The 19,879-nt window shown below is 62.1% G+C and carries 20 protein-coding genes and 1 riboswitch; of the genes, 10 read left to right on the top strand and 10 right to left on the bottom strand.

Features of this window, described 5'->3' with window-relative positions:
• Positions 1-35: 35 nt before the first annotated feature.
• Both MLD24_RS16840 and MLD24_RS16835 read right to left on the bottom strand, forming a co-directional pair.
• On the bottom strand, positions 36-941 hold the full coding sequence (locus tag MLD24_RS16840) for a lysophospholipid acyltransferase family protein (protein WP_248168192.1): 906 nt from the start codon (positions 939-941) through the stop codon (positions 36-38).
• 115 nt (positions 942-1,056) lie between these two features.
• On the bottom strand, positions 1,057-1,725 hold the full coding sequence (locus MLD24_RS16835) for a YrbL family protein (protein WP_248168190.1): 669 nt from the start codon (positions 1,723-1,725) through the stop codon (positions 1,057-1,059).
• 212 nt (positions 1,726-1,937) lie between these two features.
• Between MLD24_RS16835 and MLD24_RS16830 the strand changes: the two genes are divergently transcribed.
• Positions 1,938-2,621, top strand: a complete 684-nt coding sequence (locus tag MLD24_RS16830; RefSeq protein ID WP_248168188.1) for an SGNH/GDSL hydrolase family protein — start codon at positions 1,938-1,940, stop codon at positions 2,619-2,621.
• A gap of 124 nt (positions 2,622-2,745) precedes the next feature.
• Here MLD24_RS16830 and MLD24_RS16825 read toward each other — a convergent pair whose 3' ends face one another.
• From MLD24_RS16825 to lpxL, 4 genes are read right to left on the bottom strand one after another with little or no spacing between them, the layout of a single operon-like run.
• A complete protein-coding gene (locus MLD24_RS16825) occupies positions 2,746-3,789 on the bottom strand; it encodes a glycosyltransferase (RefSeq protein ID WP_248168186.1) in 1,044 nt (347 codons plus the stop codon).
• Between the two features lie 2 nt (positions 3,790-3,791).
• Positions 3,792-4,904, bottom strand: a complete 1,113-nt coding sequence (locus tag MLD24_RS16820; RefSeq protein ID WP_248168184.1) for a glycosyltransferase family 4 protein — start codon at positions 4,902-4,904, stop codon at positions 3,792-3,794.
• The gene (locus MLD24_RS16815; RefSeq protein ID WP_248168182.1) at positions 4,901-5,839 is read right to left on the bottom strand and encodes a mitochondrial fission ELM1 family protein; all 939 of its coding nucleotides are present in this window, start codon (positions 5,837-5,839) and stop codon (positions 4,901-4,903) included. Before MLD24_RS16815 ends, MLD24_RS16820 begins: the two co-directional genes overlap by 4 nt.
• On the bottom strand, positions 5,836-6,789 hold the full coding sequence (lpxL, locus tag MLD24_RS16810; protein WP_227172398.1) for an LpxL/LpxP family Kdo(2)-lipid IV(A) lauroyl/palmitoleoyl acyltransferase: 954 nt from the start codon (positions 6,787-6,789) through the stop codon (positions 5,836-5,838). The genes MLD24_RS16815 and lpxL overlap by 4 nt, the downstream gene beginning before the upstream one ends.
• Before the next feature lie 214 nt (positions 6,790-7,003).
• Between lpxL and waaA the strand changes: the two genes are divergently transcribed.
• Positions 7,004-8,284, top strand: coding sequence for a lipid IV(A) 3-deoxy-D-manno-octulosonic acid transferase (gene waaA, locus MLD24_RS16805; protein WP_248168180.1), 1,281 nt, complete (start codon positions 7,004-7,006; stop codon positions 8,282-8,284).
• Between the two features lie 117 nt (positions 8,285-8,401).
• Here the strand turns inward: waaA and MLD24_RS16800 are convergent, their stop codons facing one another.
• Complete coding sequence (locus tag MLD24_RS16800) at positions 8,402-9,766, bottom strand: TolC family outer membrane protein (protein WP_248168178.1); 1,365 nt, start codon at positions 9,764-9,766, stop codon at positions 8,402-8,404.
• A 161-nt stretch (positions 9,767-9,927) separates the two neighbouring features.
• Positions 9,928-10,037, top strand: a riboswitch (TPP riboswitch).
• Between the two features lie 80 nt (positions 10,038-10,117).
• On the opposite strand from MLD24_RS16800, the gene thiC reads away from it, so the two are divergent.
• The 6 genes from thiC (at position 10,118) to gcvH (ending at position 15,326) form a co-directional block, all read left to right on the top strand.
• Complete coding sequence (thiC, locus tag MLD24_RS16795; protein ID WP_248168176.1) at positions 10,118-11,995, top strand: phosphomethylpyrimidine synthase ThiC; 1,878 nt, start codon at positions 10,118-10,120, stop codon at positions 11,993-11,995.
• A 126-nt stretch (positions 11,996-12,121) separates the two neighbouring features.
• Positions 12,122-12,754, top strand: coding sequence for an NUDIX domain-containing protein (locus tag MLD24_RS16790; protein ID WP_248168175.1), 633 nt, complete (start codon positions 12,122-12,124; stop codon positions 12,752-12,754).
• 1 nt (position 12,755) lies between these two features.
• Positions 12,756-13,241: a DUF1249 domain-containing protein gene (locus MLD24_RS16785; RefSeq protein WP_248168173.1), complete on the top strand. Its 486-nt coding sequence runs from the start codon at positions 12,756-12,758 to the stop codon at positions 13,239-13,241.
• Between the two features lie 213 nt (positions 13,242-13,454).
• Positions 13,455-14,258: a 3',5'-cyclic-AMP phosphodiesterase gene (gene cpdA / locus MLD24_RS16780; RefSeq protein WP_248168171.1), complete on the top strand. Its 804-nt coding sequence runs from the start codon at positions 13,455-13,457 to the stop codon at positions 14,256-14,258.
• A 2-nt stretch (positions 14,259-14,260) separates the two neighbouring features.
• Positions 14,261-14,860: a YqiA/YcfP family alpha/beta fold hydrolase gene (locus MLD24_RS16775; RefSeq protein ID WP_248168169.1), complete on the top strand. Its 600-nt coding sequence runs from the start codon at positions 14,261-14,263 to the stop codon at positions 14,858-14,860.
• Between the two features lie 73 nt (positions 14,861-14,933).
• Positions 14,934-15,326, top strand: coding sequence for a glycine cleavage system protein GcvH (gcvH, locus tag MLD24_RS16770; RefSeq protein WP_248168167.1), 393 nt, complete (start codon positions 14,934-14,936; stop codon positions 15,324-15,326).
• Positions 15,327-15,402: 76 nt separating this feature from the next.
• Here the strand turns inward: gcvH and MLD24_RS16765 are convergent, their stop codons facing one another.
• Positions 15,403-16,275, bottom strand: coding sequence for an HDOD domain-containing protein (locus tag MLD24_RS16765; RefSeq protein ID WP_248168165.1), 873 nt, complete (start codon positions 16,273-16,275; stop codon positions 15,403-15,405).
• 165 nt (positions 16,276-16,440) lie between these two features.
• Here MLD24_RS16765 and MLD24_RS16760 point away from each other — a divergent pair, with 165 nt between their 5' ends.
• On the top strand, positions 16,441-17,637 hold the full coding sequence (locus MLD24_RS16760) for a class I SAM-dependent rRNA methyltransferase (RefSeq protein WP_248168163.1): 1,197 nt from the start codon (positions 16,441-16,443) through the stop codon (positions 17,635-17,637).
• On the opposite strand, the gene MLD24_RS16755 is transcribed toward MLD24_RS16760, so the two are convergent.
• Entirely contained in the window at positions 17,617-18,405 is a 789-nt protein-coding gene (locus MLD24_RS16755; RefSeq protein ID WP_248168161.1) for an imelysin family protein, read from the bottom strand. The two genes, MLD24_RS16760 and MLD24_RS16755, sit on opposite strands and share 21 nt — an antisense overlap.
• Before the next feature lie 12 nt (positions 18,406-18,417).
• Positions 18,418-19,074 (bottom strand): histidinol-phosphatase, encoded by a 657-nt coding sequence (locus MLD24_RS16750; protein WP_227172371.1) that lies wholly within the window; start codon positions 19,072-19,074, stop codon positions 18,418-18,420.
• Positions 19,075-19,343: 269 nt separating this feature from the next.
• Between MLD24_RS16750 and MLD24_RS16745 the strand changes: the two genes are divergently transcribed.
• Complete coding sequence (locus tag MLD24_RS16745; RefSeq protein ID WP_227172369.1) at positions 19,344-19,871, top strand: RNA pyrophosphohydrolase; 528 nt, start codon at positions 19,344-19,346, stop codon at positions 19,869-19,871.
• The last annotated feature ends 8 nt before the right edge of the window (positions 19,872-19,879 follow it).

The raw sequence follows: 19,879 nt of genomic DNA, 5'->3' as shown, positions 1-19,879 counted from the left end.
CGTGTGTGGGCCGCTTTCTACCGGCTAGCCGGCTGTCAGCACACCTTGTGGGGCCGGTATGGATTGACCTCGCCGCTGGGACGGTGGCGTAGCCGTTTGTATTCCCACTGGTACTGCTCCGGTACCCGGCGCACTGACTGCTCGATCGAACGGTTCAGGGCGGTGGTGGCCACGACCGGGTCGGCATCGGCCAGCCCGGCTTCAACGTCACGGATGACCAGCCGGAAGCCACGGCCGTCCGGCAAGCGTTCGGCGTAGGTCAGCAGGGCGCGGGCCCCGGTCTTTTGCATCAGCTTGCTGACCAGGGTCATGGTCCGTACCTCAATGCCAAAGAAGGGCGCCATGGCACGGCCCTGGCCACGGGGTGACTGATCCGGCAGGATGCCGGCGATGCCCCCTTGCCGCAGCAATGCGGTCATCCGGGCGAGGCCGCGGCGATCGCCCCGCACCAGTTCCGAGCCCAGGCGTCCCCGGACCTGAATCATGTAGTCCTCGAATTCCGGCAGGTGTGGCGGGCTGTACAGCGCCGCCATCTGGTAACGGGATGAAAAGTACAGGCCCGCCAGCTCCCAGTTGCCCAAGTGTGGTGCCAGCAGGATCAGCCCCTCACCGTTGGCCTGTGCTTCGGCCAACAGATGTTCACCTTCAATCTCGGTGATCAGCGACAGGCAGCGTTCCACTGGCCATTCCCACATCAGCGGAATTTCCATCAGCGTGGCGCCGGTCTGCTGCAGACTGACGCGGCCCAGCGCCTGGCGCTCCTGGTCACTAAGCTCGGGCAGGCACATGGCCAGATTGATCTCGGTGACACGGCGGGATTCCGTGCGGCACACCCAGCCCAGCCAACCCAGGGTCATGCCAATCCGCTGTGCCAGGCGCAGCGGCAGCTTACCGGCGAGTTTCAGTAGCGTAATGAGCAATGAGGTTTTGGTGATGGCCACGGTGGCGAGAATCCCGGTTTGCAAGGAAACAGTAGCCGGGCAAGCTACCACTTACGCAGGGGCCCGGCAAGCGTGTCTGGGCCAGGACTGGGCGGCGAACCGACCGAACCGGACACTAGCTGTTTTCAGCGTCCTGCCAGCGAGTCGGGCGACCGGCCAGTTCCCACTGGATGCGGCGGTGAAACCGCTGAAGTTTGCGTTCCAGATAGCGTTGACGCAGTGCCGGTATCGTTGCCAGATGGTGTTGCAGAGTGGGTGCACCGAGGCCATCCACCAGCAGCAGCTCCTGGCGGCCGCTGCGATCGGTCACCACCAGATTGTGAGGCAGCAGGTTGCGGGTCAGGATGCCGTAGCGCATTAACCATTGCTGGAAGCGATCGCAGGCCTCGATCAGCGTCGGTTGCCACTGGCCCTGGGCCAACAGGGTTTCGAGGGTTGGTGCCGGCTGGCCGTCAGCGGTTCTCACCAGTTCGCTGGCGTTGGCCGGCCCCAGGCTGGTGTCGACGCTGCCGTCGAAGCGGGGCAGGTGCTGCCAGACCGTGGATGCCTGGCCTGCGCTCAGAAGGTGGCGAATGGCCGGCTGTTGATGGGCCCGGATTTCCTGGCGGTTGTCATCCAGACGGCTTCGTCCCAGCAGTTTTTTTGCCAGCGGCTGACGCTGGAAGCGCCGTTCAATGTTGGCTGGGATCAGCACCTTGAGGCAGATATCCGGCTGGTCGGGATGTTGGTAGCAGTGGCGGTTGTAGCCGGCGGCGAAGGGCGTGTGCCCGGTCAGATCGATCATGGTGTTGGTGCGTGAGCTCGGTGGTGTGCTGGGACAGAGATGGTACCCTATCACGTCGGCGACTCCGGTGATGATTGTGCCGGTTTCCACGTCCGGGAATCAGGCATCCCTGCCGCAAGCCGGAGGTTTGCCGACGCTCCCGGTGGTGGTTGGACGGGGTGATGGCCTGATGGGGGGATAGGATGGGGTGATAGATAGGAGCACAGTACCCAATGACACGACGCTGCATTGCCTACGGTGACTGCAATACCGAAGGTCTGCGGGAGGCGCCGCTGGCGCTGTGGCCGGAACGGGTTGCCATAGGCCTTGGCCTCACCCTGACCAATTGCGGCCACACCATGAGCACCACCCGGGAACTGGGCCGGTACGCCATCAGCCACCCTCCGCAGGGCTACGATCTGGCCATGGTGCAGTACGGTCTGGTGGATTCCTGGCTGACTTTCCGGGGGGCTCCCTACGTGCTGTACTACCCGGATAACCCGCTGCGCAAGCTCGCCCGCAAGCTGGTCAAGAAGCTCAAGAAGCGGGCGCGTCAGTGGCACTGGCATGAGCGTCTGGGCGCGGTCGAGCAGGTGCCTGAGGCGGAGTACCGCCAGCGCCTGGAAGCACTGGTGCAATCCGCACCACAGACCCCGTTTGTGCTGGTCGACACCGCTCCCAATATGGACCTGCCCCGGAACTCCAGAATCCAGCGTTACAACGCCATTCTTGCGCAGGTGGCGGCCAGCTATGACCACGTGGTTTACGTGGCTACCTACGATCTCCTCTGGCAACAGCGGCAACAGGCGTTGATGGCGGATGGCACCCATCTGACAGCAATTGGTCATCAACTGGTGGCCGAGCAGGTGCTGGCGTCGCTGGCAAACGCGCAAACGATTCCCGGTTCAAGCGTTTGACCACGGCCCTGTTTGAAGCCGCTCACCCGTTCAATGCCGCTAGCCGGTTCCAGCCGGCTCGAACGAGTGCCAAGAAGTTTTAGGCGGTTCCCTCCAGCTCACACAAGCAGCTCAAACAAGTAGCTCAAACAAGCATCTCGAAATAGTAGCGCTCGGTCTCGCGGACCATGGCCTCCAGGGTGAAGGTCTGACGAGACTGCAGCATGCTTTGCTGTTGGAGCTGTCGCAAGCCTTGCCGGTGCTGCCATTGGTGCTGGAGCAGGGCAGCCAGCTCATCGGTGGTGGTGCCCGTGCTCAGGGCGTCGGCAGGCAACAGCGCCGGTGCGATCCCGACCGGCGTCGACAGCACCGGGCAGCCCGCCATCAACGCCTCGGCGATGACGTAGCCAAAGCCTTCCCGGGAGGAGCTCACCACACAGGCTTCCGCCGCCTGGTACCAGGGGGTCAGGTTGTGTTCCCGACCCGGCAGCAGGACCCGTGACGTCATGCCGAGGGTTGTTATCAGGCGTTCCAGGACGGGGCGCTGCGAGCCCTCGCCAAGGATCACCAGTAAGCCCGGTGCGCCCTGTCGTGTCAGCTGCGCCCAGGCCTGAATCAGCCGATCAAACTGCTTGACCGGTTCCAGCCGGCCGGCCGCCAGCAGCAGTGGGCGGGTGGCGGGAATGGCAAGATCGGGCGCGCCCTTACGTGGGTTGGGCAGGCCGTTGTAGATGCGCCGGACCCGGTTCTCGGGCAGGGCCCGGGCGAGCTCATCGCTGACGGCAATCACGCCGTCGAGATTCTGGAAGGCGCTCATCGACGACTTGTGACCATGCACCGTGCCGATCAGCCGTGGGTGGGGGACGTTCCCGGGCCACAATCGCAGGCCATGGCGGCACAGTTGGGCGGCCTTGTTGCCCTGGGCATGGCAAATCTGGGGTTGTAGGGTCAGTAACCGCTTTCGCAGCGACCACCACAGTCGCGGGTGGCGACGTCCCAGCTGGGTCGGGACTGGCAGGAACTCGGCGACCGCCTGAAACTCCGCACGGTAGTCCGGGTGGGCCAGCACGGTGACCCGATGTCCCCGTTGGCTCAGACCGGCACACAGGTCCGCGGTGTGCTGCTCCATGCCGCCCCAGGTGGTGCCGGGGGTAGCGACGACCTGGGCAATCTGCAGTGGGCTGGCCATGGTCAGCGACCGCGCTGGCTTGCCAGCAGTTGCTGATAGATAGCGATTGTGGTCGAGGTTTGCGCCGATAGTCGAAACCGTTCCGGGAGCTGGATACTGTGGGACGTCCGTTGTGCCAGTGCCATGGCCCGCTCGGCAAAGCTGCGCAGGTCGTCCGGCGGTACCAGACCGTCCGGGAAGCAGGCTTTCAGGGTTTCCGCTGCGCCGCCGCGATCAAAGGCAACCACCGGCGTACCGGCGGCCAGCGCCTCGGTGACCGTGCGGCCGAAGGGCTCCGGTTTGGTGGACATGTGACAGACCAGGGTGGCAATGCGATAGAGCTCGGCAATATCGGAGCGCTGCCCCAGGAAACTGATGTCACTGTCCAGCCCGAGCTCAGTGCAGTGGGTTTCCAGTTCCCGCATAAACCGTTGCTTGCCGGCCTCCGGGCCGCCCACGATAACGCCGTGGAAACGGCTGTCCCGGCGCACCAGGTCAGCGATGACATCGAGGAACAGCAGCTGGCCTTTCCAGCGGGAGATCCGCCCTGGCATCAAAATCAGCTGTTTACCCACCAGGTGAGGGTAGGTCTGGAAGAAGCGTTGTTGCCATTGTGGGTCAGGTGTGGGGCCGCTGAACGCATCCACATCGACTCCGCGCTGGATCACCGTCAGTTTGGCCGGGTCCACCGGGTAGTGGTTTAGGACGTAGTCCCGCACGCACTCGGACACCGCAATGATGTGGTCGGCCTTGGCCATGATGGCGGAGTAGGGGTTGATCGAGTACATGCCGTGAAAGGTCGACACCAGTGCCGGACGCTGGTCGGCAGGCAGGCCTTTCCAGGCCAGCCGGACGATCCAGGCCGGCATTCGGGAACGGACGTGGACAATGTCCGGCTGCAGCTCTTTCAGCAATTGGCGTACTGGCCGAATCTGACCGAAAGAGGCCAGTGACTTGCGATGTACTGGCATGGTGATGTGCCGGGAACCCTGGCGATGCAGCAGCTCCACCAGCGGACCGCCGGCGGACAGCACGAGGGATTCGTGCCCCTGGCGCACCAGCTCGGCAGCGAACTCCACGGTACCCCGTTCCACGCCGCCACTTTCCAGTGCCGGCAATACCTGCAGAACTCTCATAGTTGACTCCCGAGAACCTCCTGGATCAACCAGCGTGCGGCGCGATCGGCTTCCCACAGGGGCGGTGGGCGCCGGGGGGAAGATGACATCAGCGTTGCCTGCTGGTCCCAGAGCGTAACATAACCATCTGTCACCAGGGCACCGAGGCCGGCTGCCAGGCGGCTGCCCGGCTTTGCCGTCAAGGAGAACAGCCCGGTTGGCACCCCCGCGGTCAAGGCTTCGAACACCATGGAGTTGCTGTCCGGGGTGACCCAGACCGCCCGCGAACGGGCCAGTTGTTGAGGCACCCAGTCAGCATCTGTCTGTTGGTGGTCGACCCAGGTGATGTGAACGTCTTCCAGCGCGTTCAGGGCATGGCTCAGCGGTGCCGGAGTACGACGGGAGTTGGCCAGGGTCCAGCGCCAGTCCGGGTAGCGCTGTATAAGGGTGCGGACCTGGTCGAGAATGGTGTCGCTGTCCCACACAAAGTGTTTCGATGGGCCGCCAATCAACAGCAGCGCTTCGGGTTTGCCGGTAAGCTGGCCCAGGGGGGTTATGGCGTTGAGCGCGCCAAGGGTGGTGAATACCCGTTTACTGGCGGGTACCCGGTCGTGCTGGGGCAGGATCATGGCGTCGACCCAGCGTCGTGGGAACGCCGGCTTCATCAGCACCACCGTGCGGCATCCCGGTTGTCGCCGCAGCGCTAGCAGCAGGCGGTGGGTACCGGAGCCCGCCGCCAGGATCAGGTGCGGGCTGGGGGCGTCAATGTCCGGAGCCCGTGCTCTCAGGGCCTGCCAGAAACTCACTGCGATCTCGGGAGTCGACAGCCAGTAGAGGCTCGCGCCCAGCAACACCTGCAGTCGGCTGGCCAGTCCCCGCAGCTGATTGCGGTGGCCGGGTTTGCCGTCGGTCAGCAGCCAGACCACCGGCGTTTTGGCGGTGGCTGCGGTGGTCATTGTGCGGTTTCCCGGTACAGGTCGGGGTCATTCGGCGATGGCCGGGTCTTGAAGCGGCGATGCATCCACAGGTACTGGTCCGGAAAACGCCGGATTTCCCGCTCAATGGTGAGGTTGGCGAGGGAGGCGTCGGCGAGGTCGTCACCGGACGGGAAGTTCGCCAGCGGTGGATGAAAATAGATGTCGTAACCGACCTCACTGTCGCGCCGAAAGTGGCTGAAAGGCAGCACGGTGCAGCCACTGCGTTCGGCAATGCGGGACGTGGCGGTGATGGTGCCGGCGGGGACGTCAAAAAACGGTGCAAACACTATGCCCTTGCGACCATAGTCCTGATCTGTGGCGTACCAGACAATGCGATTTTGCTTCAGCCGTTTCAGCAGTCCCCGCAGGTCCTTGGCGCCGAGAGCAACGCCGTAGCGGCGCTCCCGGGCCCGGGTCATCACCGCGTTCATCAGTGGGTTGTTGTGGTCCCGCTGCATGACGTCGGCATCGATGAACAGCGACACCAGACTGCCGCCAAGATCGAGCGTGCTGTAGTGGCCGCCCAGTAGCAGGATTCCCTGGCCCCGGGCCAGCGCGGTCTCAACGTGTTCCAGGCCGTGGACCCGGGTGATGGCGCGGAAGCGTTCCGGATTGCGGAACCAGGCCAAGCCAATCTCCATGATGCCAATGCCGTTTGAATGGAAGCTCTTCCTTACCAGCGCTTGCTGCTGCTCCGCCGACAGCTCCGGAAAACACAGGCGAATGTTGGTTTCAGTGATGTGGCGACGACGGGGAAGCAGCCGATAGGCGATTTCGCCCAGCGCCCTGCCTAGTTGCCACTGCCAACTGATGGGCAGCTGTGCCGCCAGCCAGATCAGTCCCACGAGTGCCCAGGTGGGCCACCAGCGGGGTGACAGGTAGTGGCTGTAACGGGTGTCGCGGATTTTCTTTTGGCGTCTGGCTGTCATAGTTCGGCTCATAACAGGGTTGGCCGGAATTCTAACAGGGTCGCCGTTATTGGCTACAGTCAAACGCTTCTCGAGTGATGTGAGGCAAGTCCGGTTCTTTATGATGGACCGGGGCAGGGCGGGTCACAGCCCGGCCATTCCGGTAGAATGCCCGGGCTGTGAACGCCCATTTTGCCGGTTATCGTCCAGGCTGGCCTTTCAGGACAGGATCAACATGCTGCACTTTTTCTACTCCCTGGTTTTTCGCCTGGCCCTGCCATTTGTGCTGGTGAGGCTGTGGTGGAGTGGGCGTGACAACCCCAAGATCCGGCGGCACTGGTTGCAGCGGGTTGGCCTGGTGCAGCGGTTCCGGGAGCCGGTGATCTGGGTTCATGCGGTGTCTGTCGGCGAAACCATCGCTGCGGCGCCGTTGGTGAAGACGCTGTTACGGCGTAATCCCGATGCCACCATCCTGATGACGGCAATGACGGTCACCGGCCTTGAGCGGGCCCAGGCCATCTTCGGCGACCAGGTCAAGTACGCCTATTCCCCCTACGACACGCCAGGTTCGGTGCGACGTTTTGTCGACCGCATCAATCCCCGCGCGCTGGTGATCATGGAAACCGAGCTGTGGCCCAACATGATTGCCCTGACCCGTCGGCGGCAAGTGCCGATTTTCCTGATCAATGCCCGCCTGTCGGAGCGTTCGGCCAGGGGCTACGCCAAGATCGGCTCGCTGGTGACGCCGCTGCTGGCCAGCATCCGCTGGATCGCGGCCCAGGCGCAGGACGATGCGGACCGGTTCCTGCGCATCGGCGCCAAGCCGGAAACGGTGTCGGTCACCGGCAGCATCAAGTTTGATGTGGATATCACCGATGCGGTTCGACAACAGGCCCGAGCCCTGCGAACCCGGCTCGGTGAGGATCGGCCGATGTGGATTGCCGCCAGCACCCACGATGGCGAGGATCAGCAGATCCTGGCCGCACATCAGCGGTTGTTGGAGGACGTTCCCAAGGCGCTGCTGGTGATTGTGCCCCGCCATCCCGAGCGTTTTGAGTCGGTTGCCCGACTGATCCAGAGCCAGGGGCTGACGCTGGCGCGCCGTTCCAGGAACGATGACGGCTCGGGTGTCCAGGTCTACCTCGGTGACACCATGGGGGAACTGCTGATGCTGTATGGTGCGGCTGATCTGGCTTTCGTGGGCGGATCGCTGATCGAACGGGGTGGGCATAATCCGCTGGAGCCGGCTGCCTGGGGCATCCCGGTTTTGTCCGGGCCCCATGTGTTCAACTTCGAGACGATTTATGGCCATCTGCAACAGGGCGCAGGTGTGTCTGTAGTGGCAGACAGCGAGGCGTTGCACCAGCGGTTGGCCGAATTCATTCGGGAGCCGGCGACCGCGCAGCTGGCGGGCCGCAATGCGCTGGCGGTGGTGGATGCCAACCGGGGGGCGTTGAACCGGGTGGTGGATGGCATTATCAGCCGCGCCCAGGAGGAGGGAGCCGGGGCGGCCTGAGTGGCTTGCGGGTGGCGTGGGATGCGTTGACGCCTGCTGGGCTTTGCAAAGAACAGAAAAGGGATGCCCGAGAGCATCCCTTTTTGTTGCGCAGAGCTTACTGTTTTCGGGTAGAGCTTACTGCGCCATCGGGTCGTGGGTTTTGTCGTCGTTGGCGAGGGCCTCAATGCCGGGGGCGGTGGCACTGAGCCAGTTATTGAGGTCCATCAGATCCTGTGGGCTCAAAGTACCGGCGGCCTGCTTGAGGCTCAGGGAGTTGATGACGTAGTCGTAGCGAGCGTTGGCATAGTCACGCAGGGCTACGTAGTAGGCGCGCTCGGCATCCAGCACCTCGACGATGTTACGGGTGCCGACCTCGTAACCGGCCCGGGTCGCGTCCAGGGCACTGCGCCGGGAGACAATGCTCTGCTCCAGCGCAGCGGCGGACTCGATGTTGGTGTTGACGGTACGGAACAGGCTGCGGGTATTCACCCGTACATCCCGCCGCACGGTTTCCAGGCTTTTCTGGGCCACTTCCACCAGCGAGCGCTGCTGCCGCACGCCGGCCTCGGTGCCACCGCCCATGTACAGGGGTACGTTCACAGTCAGGCTGATGGAGGACTCGGTGGTGGAGCCGTCACGCTGGGGTGTCATGGCGCCGTCCACATCGGCATCGCCATAGGCTGCTTCCAGATTGACCGTCGGGTAGTGGCCGGCTTTGGCGGTCTTCAGCGTTGACTCGCTGGCATCAAGGTCGTACTGGGCTGACTGGATGCGCCAGTTCTGCTCCAGTGCGGTACTTTCCCAATCGGTGGGGTTGCCTGGCTGCGGCCGATTCAGCGGGAAGGTCTGTTCCAGATTCTCCAGGTCTTCGGTGAATTCACCGGTGAGACGGGCCAGTTGCTCACGGGCAATGTCGACGTTGCTCTCAGCGGCGATGCGGGTGCTCTTGGCGGTGTCGTAGCTGGCGCGGGCTTCATAGACTTCGGTGATGGCAATCAGGCCAACATCGAAGCGTTCCTGGGCTTGCTCGTACTGGCGCTGGATGGCGGTTTCGGCGGCCCGGGTTGTGGTCAGGTTGTCGGTAGCCCGCAGGACATTGAAATACGCGGTGGCCACATCCAGCATCAGTTGCTGCTGCGCCAGATTGTACTGGGCACGGGCCGATTCGCTCTGGAACTGGCTGGCATCGTAGCGGTACCAGTTGTCGGCCCGGAACACCGGCTGGGTCAGTTGCACACCGTAGGACAGGGTACGGGAGCCGTTATCGACGTTGGGACCGTCCTGGTCGGTGTAACCTGCGGAGCCAAAAGCGCCAATCTGTGGCAGCAGGGTACTCTGGCTGACATCCACGTTGGCCTGTTGGGCCTCGTAGGTGGCTCGGGCGGCGGCGATGCCGGAATCGTAGGACAGAGCCTTCTGGTACGTCTCCATCAGATCCACGGACAGTGCCGGCTGCGCCACCAGCAGGCCGATCAGTCCCGAGAGCAGTCGTTTTTTCATGTCATCTCCTGAATCATTATCAACGCCCGGCCAAATCTGTTGAAAGCTCAAATCCTTACAGTGGGTCCTGAACGGGCAGGCGCGGTCATTATGGACAATATTGGGGATGATCTCTACACTTGCAGCGGGCACTCTTGCAAGGGTGTACCGCTACAAAATATCGCGTCTTGACGGGGTGCTGGCCATAGTTACGGCTGGCTGAGATTGCTTGGCAGAACCCGCTGACCTGAACCGGTTAATACCGGCGTAGGGATTCGAGGCAAGATCTTCGCACTGCCCAGGGCTCCGGCCATGGCGGGCAGGCGCCGTCATACGCGACCCAATGACAATCACACAAGCAGGGGCGCTCTGATGACGACGATACCAGATTACCTGAGTGATTCGGCGAAGGTTGATTCCGCTGCCGTGAAGCCACTCCCCAAATCCCGCAAGATTTACGTGGAAGGCAGCCGTTCCGACATCCGGGTGCCAATGCGGGAGATTGAGGTCTCCGATACGCCTACCGAAATGGGTGGCGAAGCCAATCCGCCAGTGGTGGTCTACGACACTTCCGGCCCCTACACCGATCCCGAAGCAACGATCGATCTGCGCAAAGGCCTGGCGCCACTGCGTGCCGGCTGGATTGAAGAGCGTGGTGATGTCGAGCGTCTTGAGGGCTACACCTCCGCCTTTACCCGTCGCCGCATGCAGGACCCACAGCTGGACCCGCTCCGCTTCATGGACGAGCGCAAGCCGCTGCGGGCCAAGGCCGGCCAGAACGTGACCCAGATGCACTACGCCCGCCAGGGCATCGTGACACCGGAGATGGAATACATCGCCATCCGCGAGAACCAGAAGCTGCAGGAGGCCCGGGAAAAAGGCCTGCTGAAAGCCCAGCATCCGGGACAACCCTTGGGGGCTTCGCTGCCGGAGGAAATCACCCCGGAGTTTGTCCGTGACGAAGTGGCCCGTGGACGCGCCATCATCCCCGCCAACATCAACCATCCGGAAACCGAGCCGATGATCATCGGCCGCAACTTCCTGGTGAAGATCAACGGCAACATCGGCAACTCCGCCGTTACTTCCTCGATTGAAGAAGAGGTGGAGAAGCTGACCTGGGGCATTCGCTGGGGCGCGGATACCATCATGGACCTGTCCACCGGCAAGAACATCCACGAAACCCGGGACTGGATCATCCGCAACTCACCGGTGCCGATCGGTACCGTGCCGATCTATCAGGCGCTGGAGAAAGTGGGCGGTGTGGCTGAGGACCTGACCTGGGAAATCTTCCGCGACACCCTGATTGAGCAGGCGGAGCAGGGCGTTGACTACTTCACCATCCATGCCGGCGTGCGACTGCACCATGTACCGCTGACCGCCAGCCGGGTTACCGGAATTGTTTCCCGGGGCGGCTCGATCATGGCGAAATGGTGTCTGGCGCATCATCAGGAAAGCTTCCTGTATGAGCACTTCGAGGAAATCTGCGAGATCATGAAGGCCTACGATGTGTCCTTCAGTCTTGGTGATGGCCTGCGCCCCGGCTCCATTGCCGATGCCAACGACGCGGCTCAGTTCGGTGAACTGGAAACCCTGGGTGAGCTGACCAAGATCGCCTGGAAGCACGACGTTCAGGTCATGATCGAAGGCCCTGGCCATGTGCCCATGCACCTGGTGAAGGAGAACATGGACAAGCAGCTGGAGTGCTGCGATGAAGCGCCGTTCTACACCCTGGGGCCGCTGATCACCGACATTGCACCGGGCTACGACCACATCACCTCCGGTATCGGCGCGGCTATGATCGGCTGGTACGGTTGCGCCATGCTGTGCTACGTCACCCCGAAGGAACACCTGGGCCTGCCCAACAAGGACGATGTCAAGACCGGCATCATCACCTACAAGATCGCTGCCCATGCGGCCGATCTGGCAAAGGGCCATCCTGGTGCCCAGGTGCGTGACAATGCGCTGTCCAAGGCCCGCTTCGAGTTTCGCTGGGAAGACCAGTTCAACCTCGGTCTTGACCCGGACACCGCCCGTGCCTACCACGATGAAACCCTGCCCAAGGACTCCGCCAAGGTGGCGCATTTCTGCTCCATGTGTGGCCCCAAGTTCTGCTCCATGAAGATCTCTCAGGAGGTCCGGGACTACGCTGCTGAGAAGGGCGTCGCTGAGGCTGAGGCGGTGGACGTGGGAATGCAGGAAATGTCCGAGCAGTTCCGGGCGTCGGGTAGCAAGCTCTACGACAAGGTGTAGCTGACGAAGGTGTAGACCCTGCCTTGCAATGCCGGGCAGGGTCCGGCTATCGTTTGTTTTCAGACAAGACCGGTCTGGCGAAGCCAGGCCGGTCTTTTTCGTCCCCATCGCTCAACAGGTTTGTTCATGTCCCAGCAACAAGGTGCCGGCTCCGCCCGGTTTGGCCAGCAGGATGTTACTGTGGATCGTCGGGAGACGGTCTATCAGGGGTTCTTCCGGATGGATAAACTGTGGCTCAGCCATCCCCGTTTTGATGGCGGCCGGATGCCTCAGTTCACCCGCGAACTCTTCTTGCGGGGAGATGCCACCTGCGTGTTGCCTTACGATCCCCAGCGGGACGAGGTGGTGTTGCTGGAGCAGTTCCGTGCTGGTGTGATCGGTCGCGACCAGTCGCCCTGGCTGCTGGAGCTGGTGGCGGGCATGAACGAGGTGGGAGAAACTCCAGAGCAGGTGGCCCAGCGCGAAGGCGATGAAGAGGCTGGCCTTAGCTTCCAGACACTGGAAAAAATCTGTGAGTATCTGGTGTCCCCCGGCGGCACCGATGAAATGATTCACCTGTTCTGTGGCCGGGTGGACGCTTCCCGTGCGGGCGGGCTCCATGGCATTGCCGCAGAGCATGAGGACATCCGGGTTCATGTCGTGCCTGTGGTCGAGGCGCTGGCCATGGTGGCGGACGGCCGGATCAACAACGCCGCTGCGATCATTGGTCTGCAATGGTTGCAGCTCAATCACCAACGTTTGCGGGAGGCCTGGGCCTGAGATGACCGAGTGGGTAATGAAGCCCAAGCGTTATGTTCCGGACCTGCGGCGACTGGGCGCGCTGGGAGAGGGAAACTATCGGCGCCTGCAGCGGCTGCGCCACCTGGAGCAGGAAGAACGCCCGGTGTCTGAGTTCGAGTTGCATCGGGGCGATCTCTATCTGGGCCGGGTGCGTATTGAAGTTCTGCAGGCCGCCCGCTACACCGAGACCCTCTATCTTGAGCAGGTCCACAACAGTGGTCGCTGGCTCAACAACCCGCAACTGACGGTACGGGTATACCACGACGCCAGCCTGGCGGAGGTGATCAGCTGCTATCGTGACCGCCGTATTGCGCCGGTCAACGACTACCCCAATCGCTACATGCATCACCCGGATGAAAAGGTACAGGTCAACAGTTTCCTGGCGGACTGGCTCGATTACTGCCTCAAGTTTGGCCATACGCCGTTTGAGCTCAACCTGGGGCCTGCCAGGCGTGAGGCGCCCTAGATCCTTTAACGCTGGGTTCCCGGTCTGGCCTCACGGGCGGGGTGCCGCTCTGGTGCTTCCTGAAGGATCGTATTAGCCTAAAGGCTAAGGCGCTACAGACGCCACATTGAACAGAATGTGACCGTTATTCAGGAAACTTGCCAATAAAGTCAATAACCTCGGTCTGAAACGTACTGCAAGGTGGTAGTACGCTCTGCCGGATAGCCAGGTGTCATGACCCAATCAAAGCCCAATCGTCCCTTGCAGGTGCTGCAGCTGACGGACCCCCATCTGATGGCGGACCCGCACGGGGAGCTGTTGGGGGTCAATACCCGAGACAGTCTGGATGCTGTCATCGCCCAGGTACAGGTGGATGGCCGGGAACCGGACCTGATTCTGGCAACCGGTGATCTGGCCCAGGACAGTTCCGCCGAAGCCTATCAGGTGCTGACAGAGCGTTTGGCGCAATTTGCGTGTCCGGCGCTATGGCTGCCGGGCAACCATGATGATGCGGTGGTGCTGGGGCATGCGGCCGGCGCGGTCGGTGGCCAGAAGCAGCTTGTGATGGGGGGCTGGCAATTCCTGCTGTTGGATTCCTCGGTGCCGGGGCACGTCCATGGCGAACTCTCAGACCGGGAACTGGCGTTTCTTGAGCGGGCTCTGGCCCGGTCACCGGAGCTGCCTACCATGATCGCCCTGCATCACCATCCGGTGGATGTGGGCTCCCGCTGGATGGACAACATCGGCCTCAGGAACCGGGATGCCTTCTGGGCCATCGTTGATCGTTTTCCCCAGGTCAGAGTGGTGCTGTGGGGGCATATCCATCAGCCCCTGGATCAGCAACGCGGGGACGTGCGCCTGCTGGCCTCGCCTTCCACCTGCATTCAGTTCGCGGCGGGATCGGCCGATTTTGCGGTGGCGGACCTGGCACCGGGTTACCGCTGGTTCGAACTCCATCCGGATGGCGCGCTGGCCACCGATGTGGTGCGGGCCGAGAACTTCGAGTTTTCCATTGACCTCGACAGCACCGGGTACTGACGTTGTCTGCCACCATTCTCTATCTGCACGGATTCAACAGTTCCCCCAGGTCGCAAAAGGCCAGTGAACTGCGCGACTGGCTGCCACAGCTCCATCCCGGTATTGAGCTGATCGTGCCGGAGCTGGGGTTTGATCCGGATCAGGCCTACTCGCGGGCGGCCGACCTGATTCAGGCGCGCGCGGGGCAGCCGCTGGGATTGATCGGCAGTTCCCTCGGGGGCTTTTACGCAACCGCCCTCAGCCAGCGGTTCGATGTGCCGGCAGCACTGATCAACCCGGCGGTGCGTCCCTACGATCTGCTCTGGGATTACCTGGGGGCCCAGTACAACCCCTACACCGACGAACACTACACCCTGACCGAGGCCCACATGGCCGCCCTGAAGGTGTTGGAGCCCGAGAGCCTGAGCGCCCCCGAGAATCTGCTATTGTTGCTACAAACCGGTGACGAAACCCTCGATTATCGGGACGCTCTGGCCTACTACCGGGGCGTGCCCAGCTGGATTCAGCCCGGCGGTGATCACCGTTTTCAGCGGCTGGAGCGGGTCGTGCCCGCGATGTTGGCATTCCTGGGCATGGGCCAGGCTCCCAAGGTTGCTGATTAGGCACCGGTAGCGTGGAGTCTTTCCGGTAACTTCGGGTAAACTGCGCGAAAAAGCACGCCAAGGAACACCAAAAATGAGCGAAATGCCTGCCAACGTAAAATACATCGAGACCCATCAGTGGGTTCGGGATGAGGGTGATGGAACCGCTACCGTCGGCATCACCGACTTTGCCCAGGAACAGCTGGGCGACGTTGTCTACATCGGTCTGCCGGAGGTCGGTGCGACCGTTAACGGCGGAGAGGAAGCCGGTGTGGCGGAATCCGTCAAGTCCGCTTCGGACGTCTTCAGCCCGGTCACCGGCGAGGTACTGGCGATCAACGAGAGTCTCGAAGACGAGCCGGAGAAAGTGAACGAAGATCCGTATGGTGACGGTTGGCTGTTCAAGGTCCGGTTGGCGGATACCGGTGAGCTGGACAGTCTGCTGGATGCCGAAGCTTACGCCGAGAAAGTGGCTGAGCAGGAGTAATCCCTGAATGCCCGGGCGCCGATGCGTCCGGGCTCTGGTTCTCATTATGCCGGGTGCCCGTTTGTCTTGATCGGGGTCAGTGCCCGTGAATCTCGATCCCCAGATCCCGAAAGTTCTCGGCCATGGTTTCCAGGTCGTACGAACTCAGCCCCACGTATTCCAGCACGCCCTTTTCAATTCGCCGCCATTCATAATCGTCTGACTGTTGCCCCAGAATGCGGTAGTTGCCGCACAGGTGTTCGGCAATCTTGAGGATTGCCAGCAGGGTTTTCTTCTGGCCCTGGGTGCTATCGCCGTTGCAGAAGATGCGGTCGCTACCGTGGTGCTCGGCGATCGTTTCACAGATATGGCGGGGCAGGTTCCAGGATTTGGCGGTGTAATAGCCCACGACTGCATGGTTGGTGTTGAAATAGCGGTTCTCGGTGTCCGTGATGGCGGTCTCGGACTGACCATAGGCCTCGATCATCACATCCTCGTAGTCCCGGAAGCGGGTCAGCATCAGCGGTATGCCGGCGTTGTGGAACAGGCCGAGAGCGTAGGCTTCGTCCGGATTTCGGGCGCCAATCTGCTTGGCGATGGTGGCGGAGGCCATGGCGATGTCGGTCGCCGTGTCCCAGAACCGGGTCAGGCGGACGATGGCCTCGTCGGACATCTCGCCCTTGATGGACAGGCCATTGACGATATTGACCACCGTGGTTGGTCCGAGAAGGTCCAGGGCCTGCTCAATGGAGGTGATCTTGTTCTTGAGGCTGTAGAACGGTGAGTTTACGAATTTCAGCATCATCCCGGACAGCGAAACATCCTGGCGAATCAGGCGGGCGATCTGGCTGTTGTCGGAGGAGGGCATGGCCTGCTCCATCTGCAGGTCTACCAGAATCTGGGGCTGGGGCGGAACCCGGATACCTTGCAGAACATGCTGGATCTGTTCGTCGGTTAGTTGTGGCGGCATGGTTGATGTCTCGACGCTGTCGGCTTTCACAGTCTAATCTCACAGACGCAGCAGCACCGTTACAGTGACCGGTGAGTCTGTAACGGTGTTTGCCTACCGCTCCAACCCCACCGATGGGGTGGGGTTGTGTATAATCCGCGCTCTTTTGATGAAGCAGGTGCAGTGATGAAGTTTCCGGTTCTCTATCTCCGCAAGGGCGCTGAGCGTCGTATCAAGGCGGGTCACCTCTGGGTTTACAGCAACGAGGTGGATACCCGGCGTTCGCCGTTGACGGACTTTGAGGCTGGAAGCCAGGCCGAGTTGCGGTCGGCATCTGACCGGCCGCTGGGTACCCTGTTCGTCAATCCCCATGCTCTTATCTGTGGGCGGCTGATCAGTCGCGCCCCGGCTCATGGTATGACGCCCCAGCGGTTGACCCAGCGTCTGGAGGCCGCCCTGTCGATGCGTCAGCGGCTGTTCGCTGAGCCCTTCTACCGTTGGGTGTTTGGCGATAGCGATGGCCTGTCCGGGCTGGTGGTGGACCGTTTTGGCGACACCGTGGTGGTGCAGATTTCCACCGCCGGCATGGAATCCATGAAGGACGCCATTGTTCGGGCAATCCAGCGCCTGGTGCAGCCGGCGGCCATTGTGCTCAAGAACGACGGCAAGATGCGCTCGGTGGAAGGGCTGGAGAGCTACATTGAGCAGGCCCATGGGCCGGAACAACAGACCCTGTCGGTCATCGAGAATGGCGTTCGTTTTGAGGTACCCCTGGCAGGTGGCCAGAAAACCGGCTGGTTCTACGATCACCGGATGAACCGTCAGCGGCTGCAGTCTTATGTTGCCGGCAAGCGTGTGCTGGATGTGTTCAGTTATGTCGGTGGTTGGGGCATTCAGGCCGCCGCCGCTGGCGCCAGCGCTGTGACCTGTGTTGACAGTTCTCCGGTGGCCATCGAGGCGGTTCATCACAACGCCGGACTGAACGGACTCGACACCGTCGACACACTGGAAGGTGACGCCTTTGATGCCCTTAAGGCGTTGACGGCGGAGAAGGAAAAATTCGATGTGGTGGTGCTTGATCCGCCAGCGCTGATTCCCCGTCGCCGGGACCAGAAAGCCGGTGAGCAGGCTTACGCCCGTCTAAACCAGCTTGGACTGCGGTTACTTGCCCGGGACGGCGTTCTGGTGTCGGCGTCCTGTTCCATGCACCTGTCCCAGGACCGACTGGTGGACATCATTCGTGGCAGTGGCCGCAAGATTGACCGCTTTGTGCAGTTGCTGGAGCAGGGCCATCAGGCGCCGGATCACCCAACCATCCCCGGCATTCCGGAAACCGATTACATAAAGGCCTGCTTCGTCCGTTCACTGACCGGCTTCTTCTGACGCCGCGCCACCATCGGCGGCCGGTTGCTGTGACCAGCCTCCGTGATCGACGTCGTTGGCGACGGTGGTCAGCTTGATCACCGTTTCCTGACTTGCCAGCGCCTGGCTCAGTTTTCCCTGCTCTGAAGGGCGGCACACGGTCTGCAGCTGTGCGGTCAGGTCCTCCGCCATCAGCCCCAATAACTGTCTTCGCCGCTGGGCTGCGTCAATGGCCGGTGCCGGCTCCGGGCTGACGAAATGCTTTATCCGGTCGGCAGCGGCCTCTGCCGGCTCCCCCCACAGCAGAAACTCGATAGGATGAAAGCCCCGGGTGAGATAGTGGAAGTCGGTGGACTGGTGTTCGAGCGCCAGAAAGCTCTGCGACAGCGCGAGGTCGGCGTGTACCAGGCCGCTCTTGGGATAGCTTGGTACCTGATCCAGGTACCCCGGGAGCATCGGCCAGGCATCCAGGGTGTCCCGGTCATCGCCGTGCTGGGGCAGCGTTAACCCTGCCTGCTGGTAGTCGGACCAGACCAGACGATACTGCTCATGGGCCTGTCGCCAGGCCGCGCGGACATCCATCAGGCGGGCTGTCTCAGGTTCTGAGACGAAGTGCCGGATCTGCTGCTCCAGATCGGTCGCCAGTTGGCAGGCCCTGTCGCTGCGGGCACTCACCTCGGGCGTGGGCGCGGCGGATGAGCCCGGTTGGGCTGGCGGAGGCTCCGCGGGCGGGTTGCACGCCGCCAGCAAGACGGTGGCCAGGGCAATCGTGGCGGGACGTAGGGTCATGTCGCGGGTCCGTCAGTCTCGCAGTGACAGAATCGGCCAGCCCTGTTGCTGGGCGGTGCGCTGGAGTTCCGGGTCCGGGTCGACCGCCACCGGGTTGGCCACTTGGCGCAACAGTGGCAGGTCATTGTGGGAATCGCTGTAGAACCAGGCGCCCTCCAGATTGGCACTGTGTTCGTCGAGCCAGCTGTTCAACCGGCTGACCTTGCCGTCGCGGAAACTGGGCGTGCCAGCTACCCGGCCGGTATAGCGGCCATCCTGCAGCTCCGGGTCGGTGGCGATCAGGTGCTCAATGCCCAGTAACCCGGCGACGGGCTCGGTGATGAAACGGTTGGTGGCGGTAATAATCATCAGGGTATGGCCCTGATTGCGGTGCTGGTCGATCAGATCGGTCGCCTTGGTCTGCATCATGGGCCGGATCTTTTCTGCCAGGAACTGTTCACGCCATTGCTGGAGCTGCGCCATATCGTGGGCAGCCAGTGGGGCCAGGGCGAAACTCAGGTAATCCTCGATATCGAGCTGGCCGCTGAGGTACTCCTGATAGAAGCGGTCGTTCTCACGGCGGTAAAGTTCGGCGTCGACAATGCCCTGTTCCACCAGGAACTCCCCCCAGGCGTGATCGCTGTCACCCGCGAGCAGGGTCTTGTCCAAGTCAAAGATGGCGAGAGTCACCGGGTACTCCTTCGGTTGGTTTGAATTCGGATGATTGGTGGCTGCCATACCGGCGGCAAACCGCCAGTGTATCACGGCCTTTGCAGGGGCCGGCGTGGTTTGCCGAATCCTGGGCTTTCTGTAAGAATGAAGCTAACTTGGACAATTTTTACCGACAAGAACCGCACTCTAGGGAGTGCTTGTTCTCAGGCTCCGGTGCCAGTTGCCACCCCGGTCAGGGGCAGGGCGGGTCCGGAGCGTCGAGTACAGATGAATCAGAGGGCTGTGCCGTGATCGATGCAGATGGTTTCAGGCCCAACGTCGGAATCATTTTGGCGAACCACCGGGGGGAAGTCCTCTGGGCAAGGCGAATTGGGCAGGATTCCTGGCAGTTTCCCCAGGGTGGCATCAAGCACGATGAGTCACCGGAAGAGGCGTTATATCGGGAACTGGCGGAAGAAGTGGGCCTCAGTGCGGCCGATGTCGAGATCATCAGCTGTACTCGGGGCTGGCTACGCTATCGGCTTCCGCGACGCATGGTGCGACACAATTCGCACCCGGTCTGCGTAGGCCAGAAGCAAAAGTGGTTCCTGTTGCGGATGCTTTCGCCGGACGCGCAGGTGCGTGTCGATGGAACCGATTCTCCGGAATTTGATGGCTGGCAGTGGGTAAGTTATTGGTACCCTCTGGGCCAGGTGGTTTCCTTTAAACGCGAGGTTTACCGACGCGCACTCAGGGAGCTGGCACCACGACTGTTCCATGACCTGGAGCGGTTTCGTCGCGGTGAAGCAGGGCTCCGGGAGCATACCCATTCATGATGACGGAC

The sequence above is a fragment of the Marinobacter xestospongiae genome (assembly GCF_023156385.1).
Taxonomy (GTDB): Bacteria; Pseudomonadota; Gammaproteobacteria; order Pseudomonadales; family Oleiphilaceae; genus Marinobacter; species Marinobacter xestospongiae.
The sequence above is the reverse complement of the archived record's forward strand: the minus strand, read 5'-3'. Positions and strand labels throughout refer to the sequence as shown.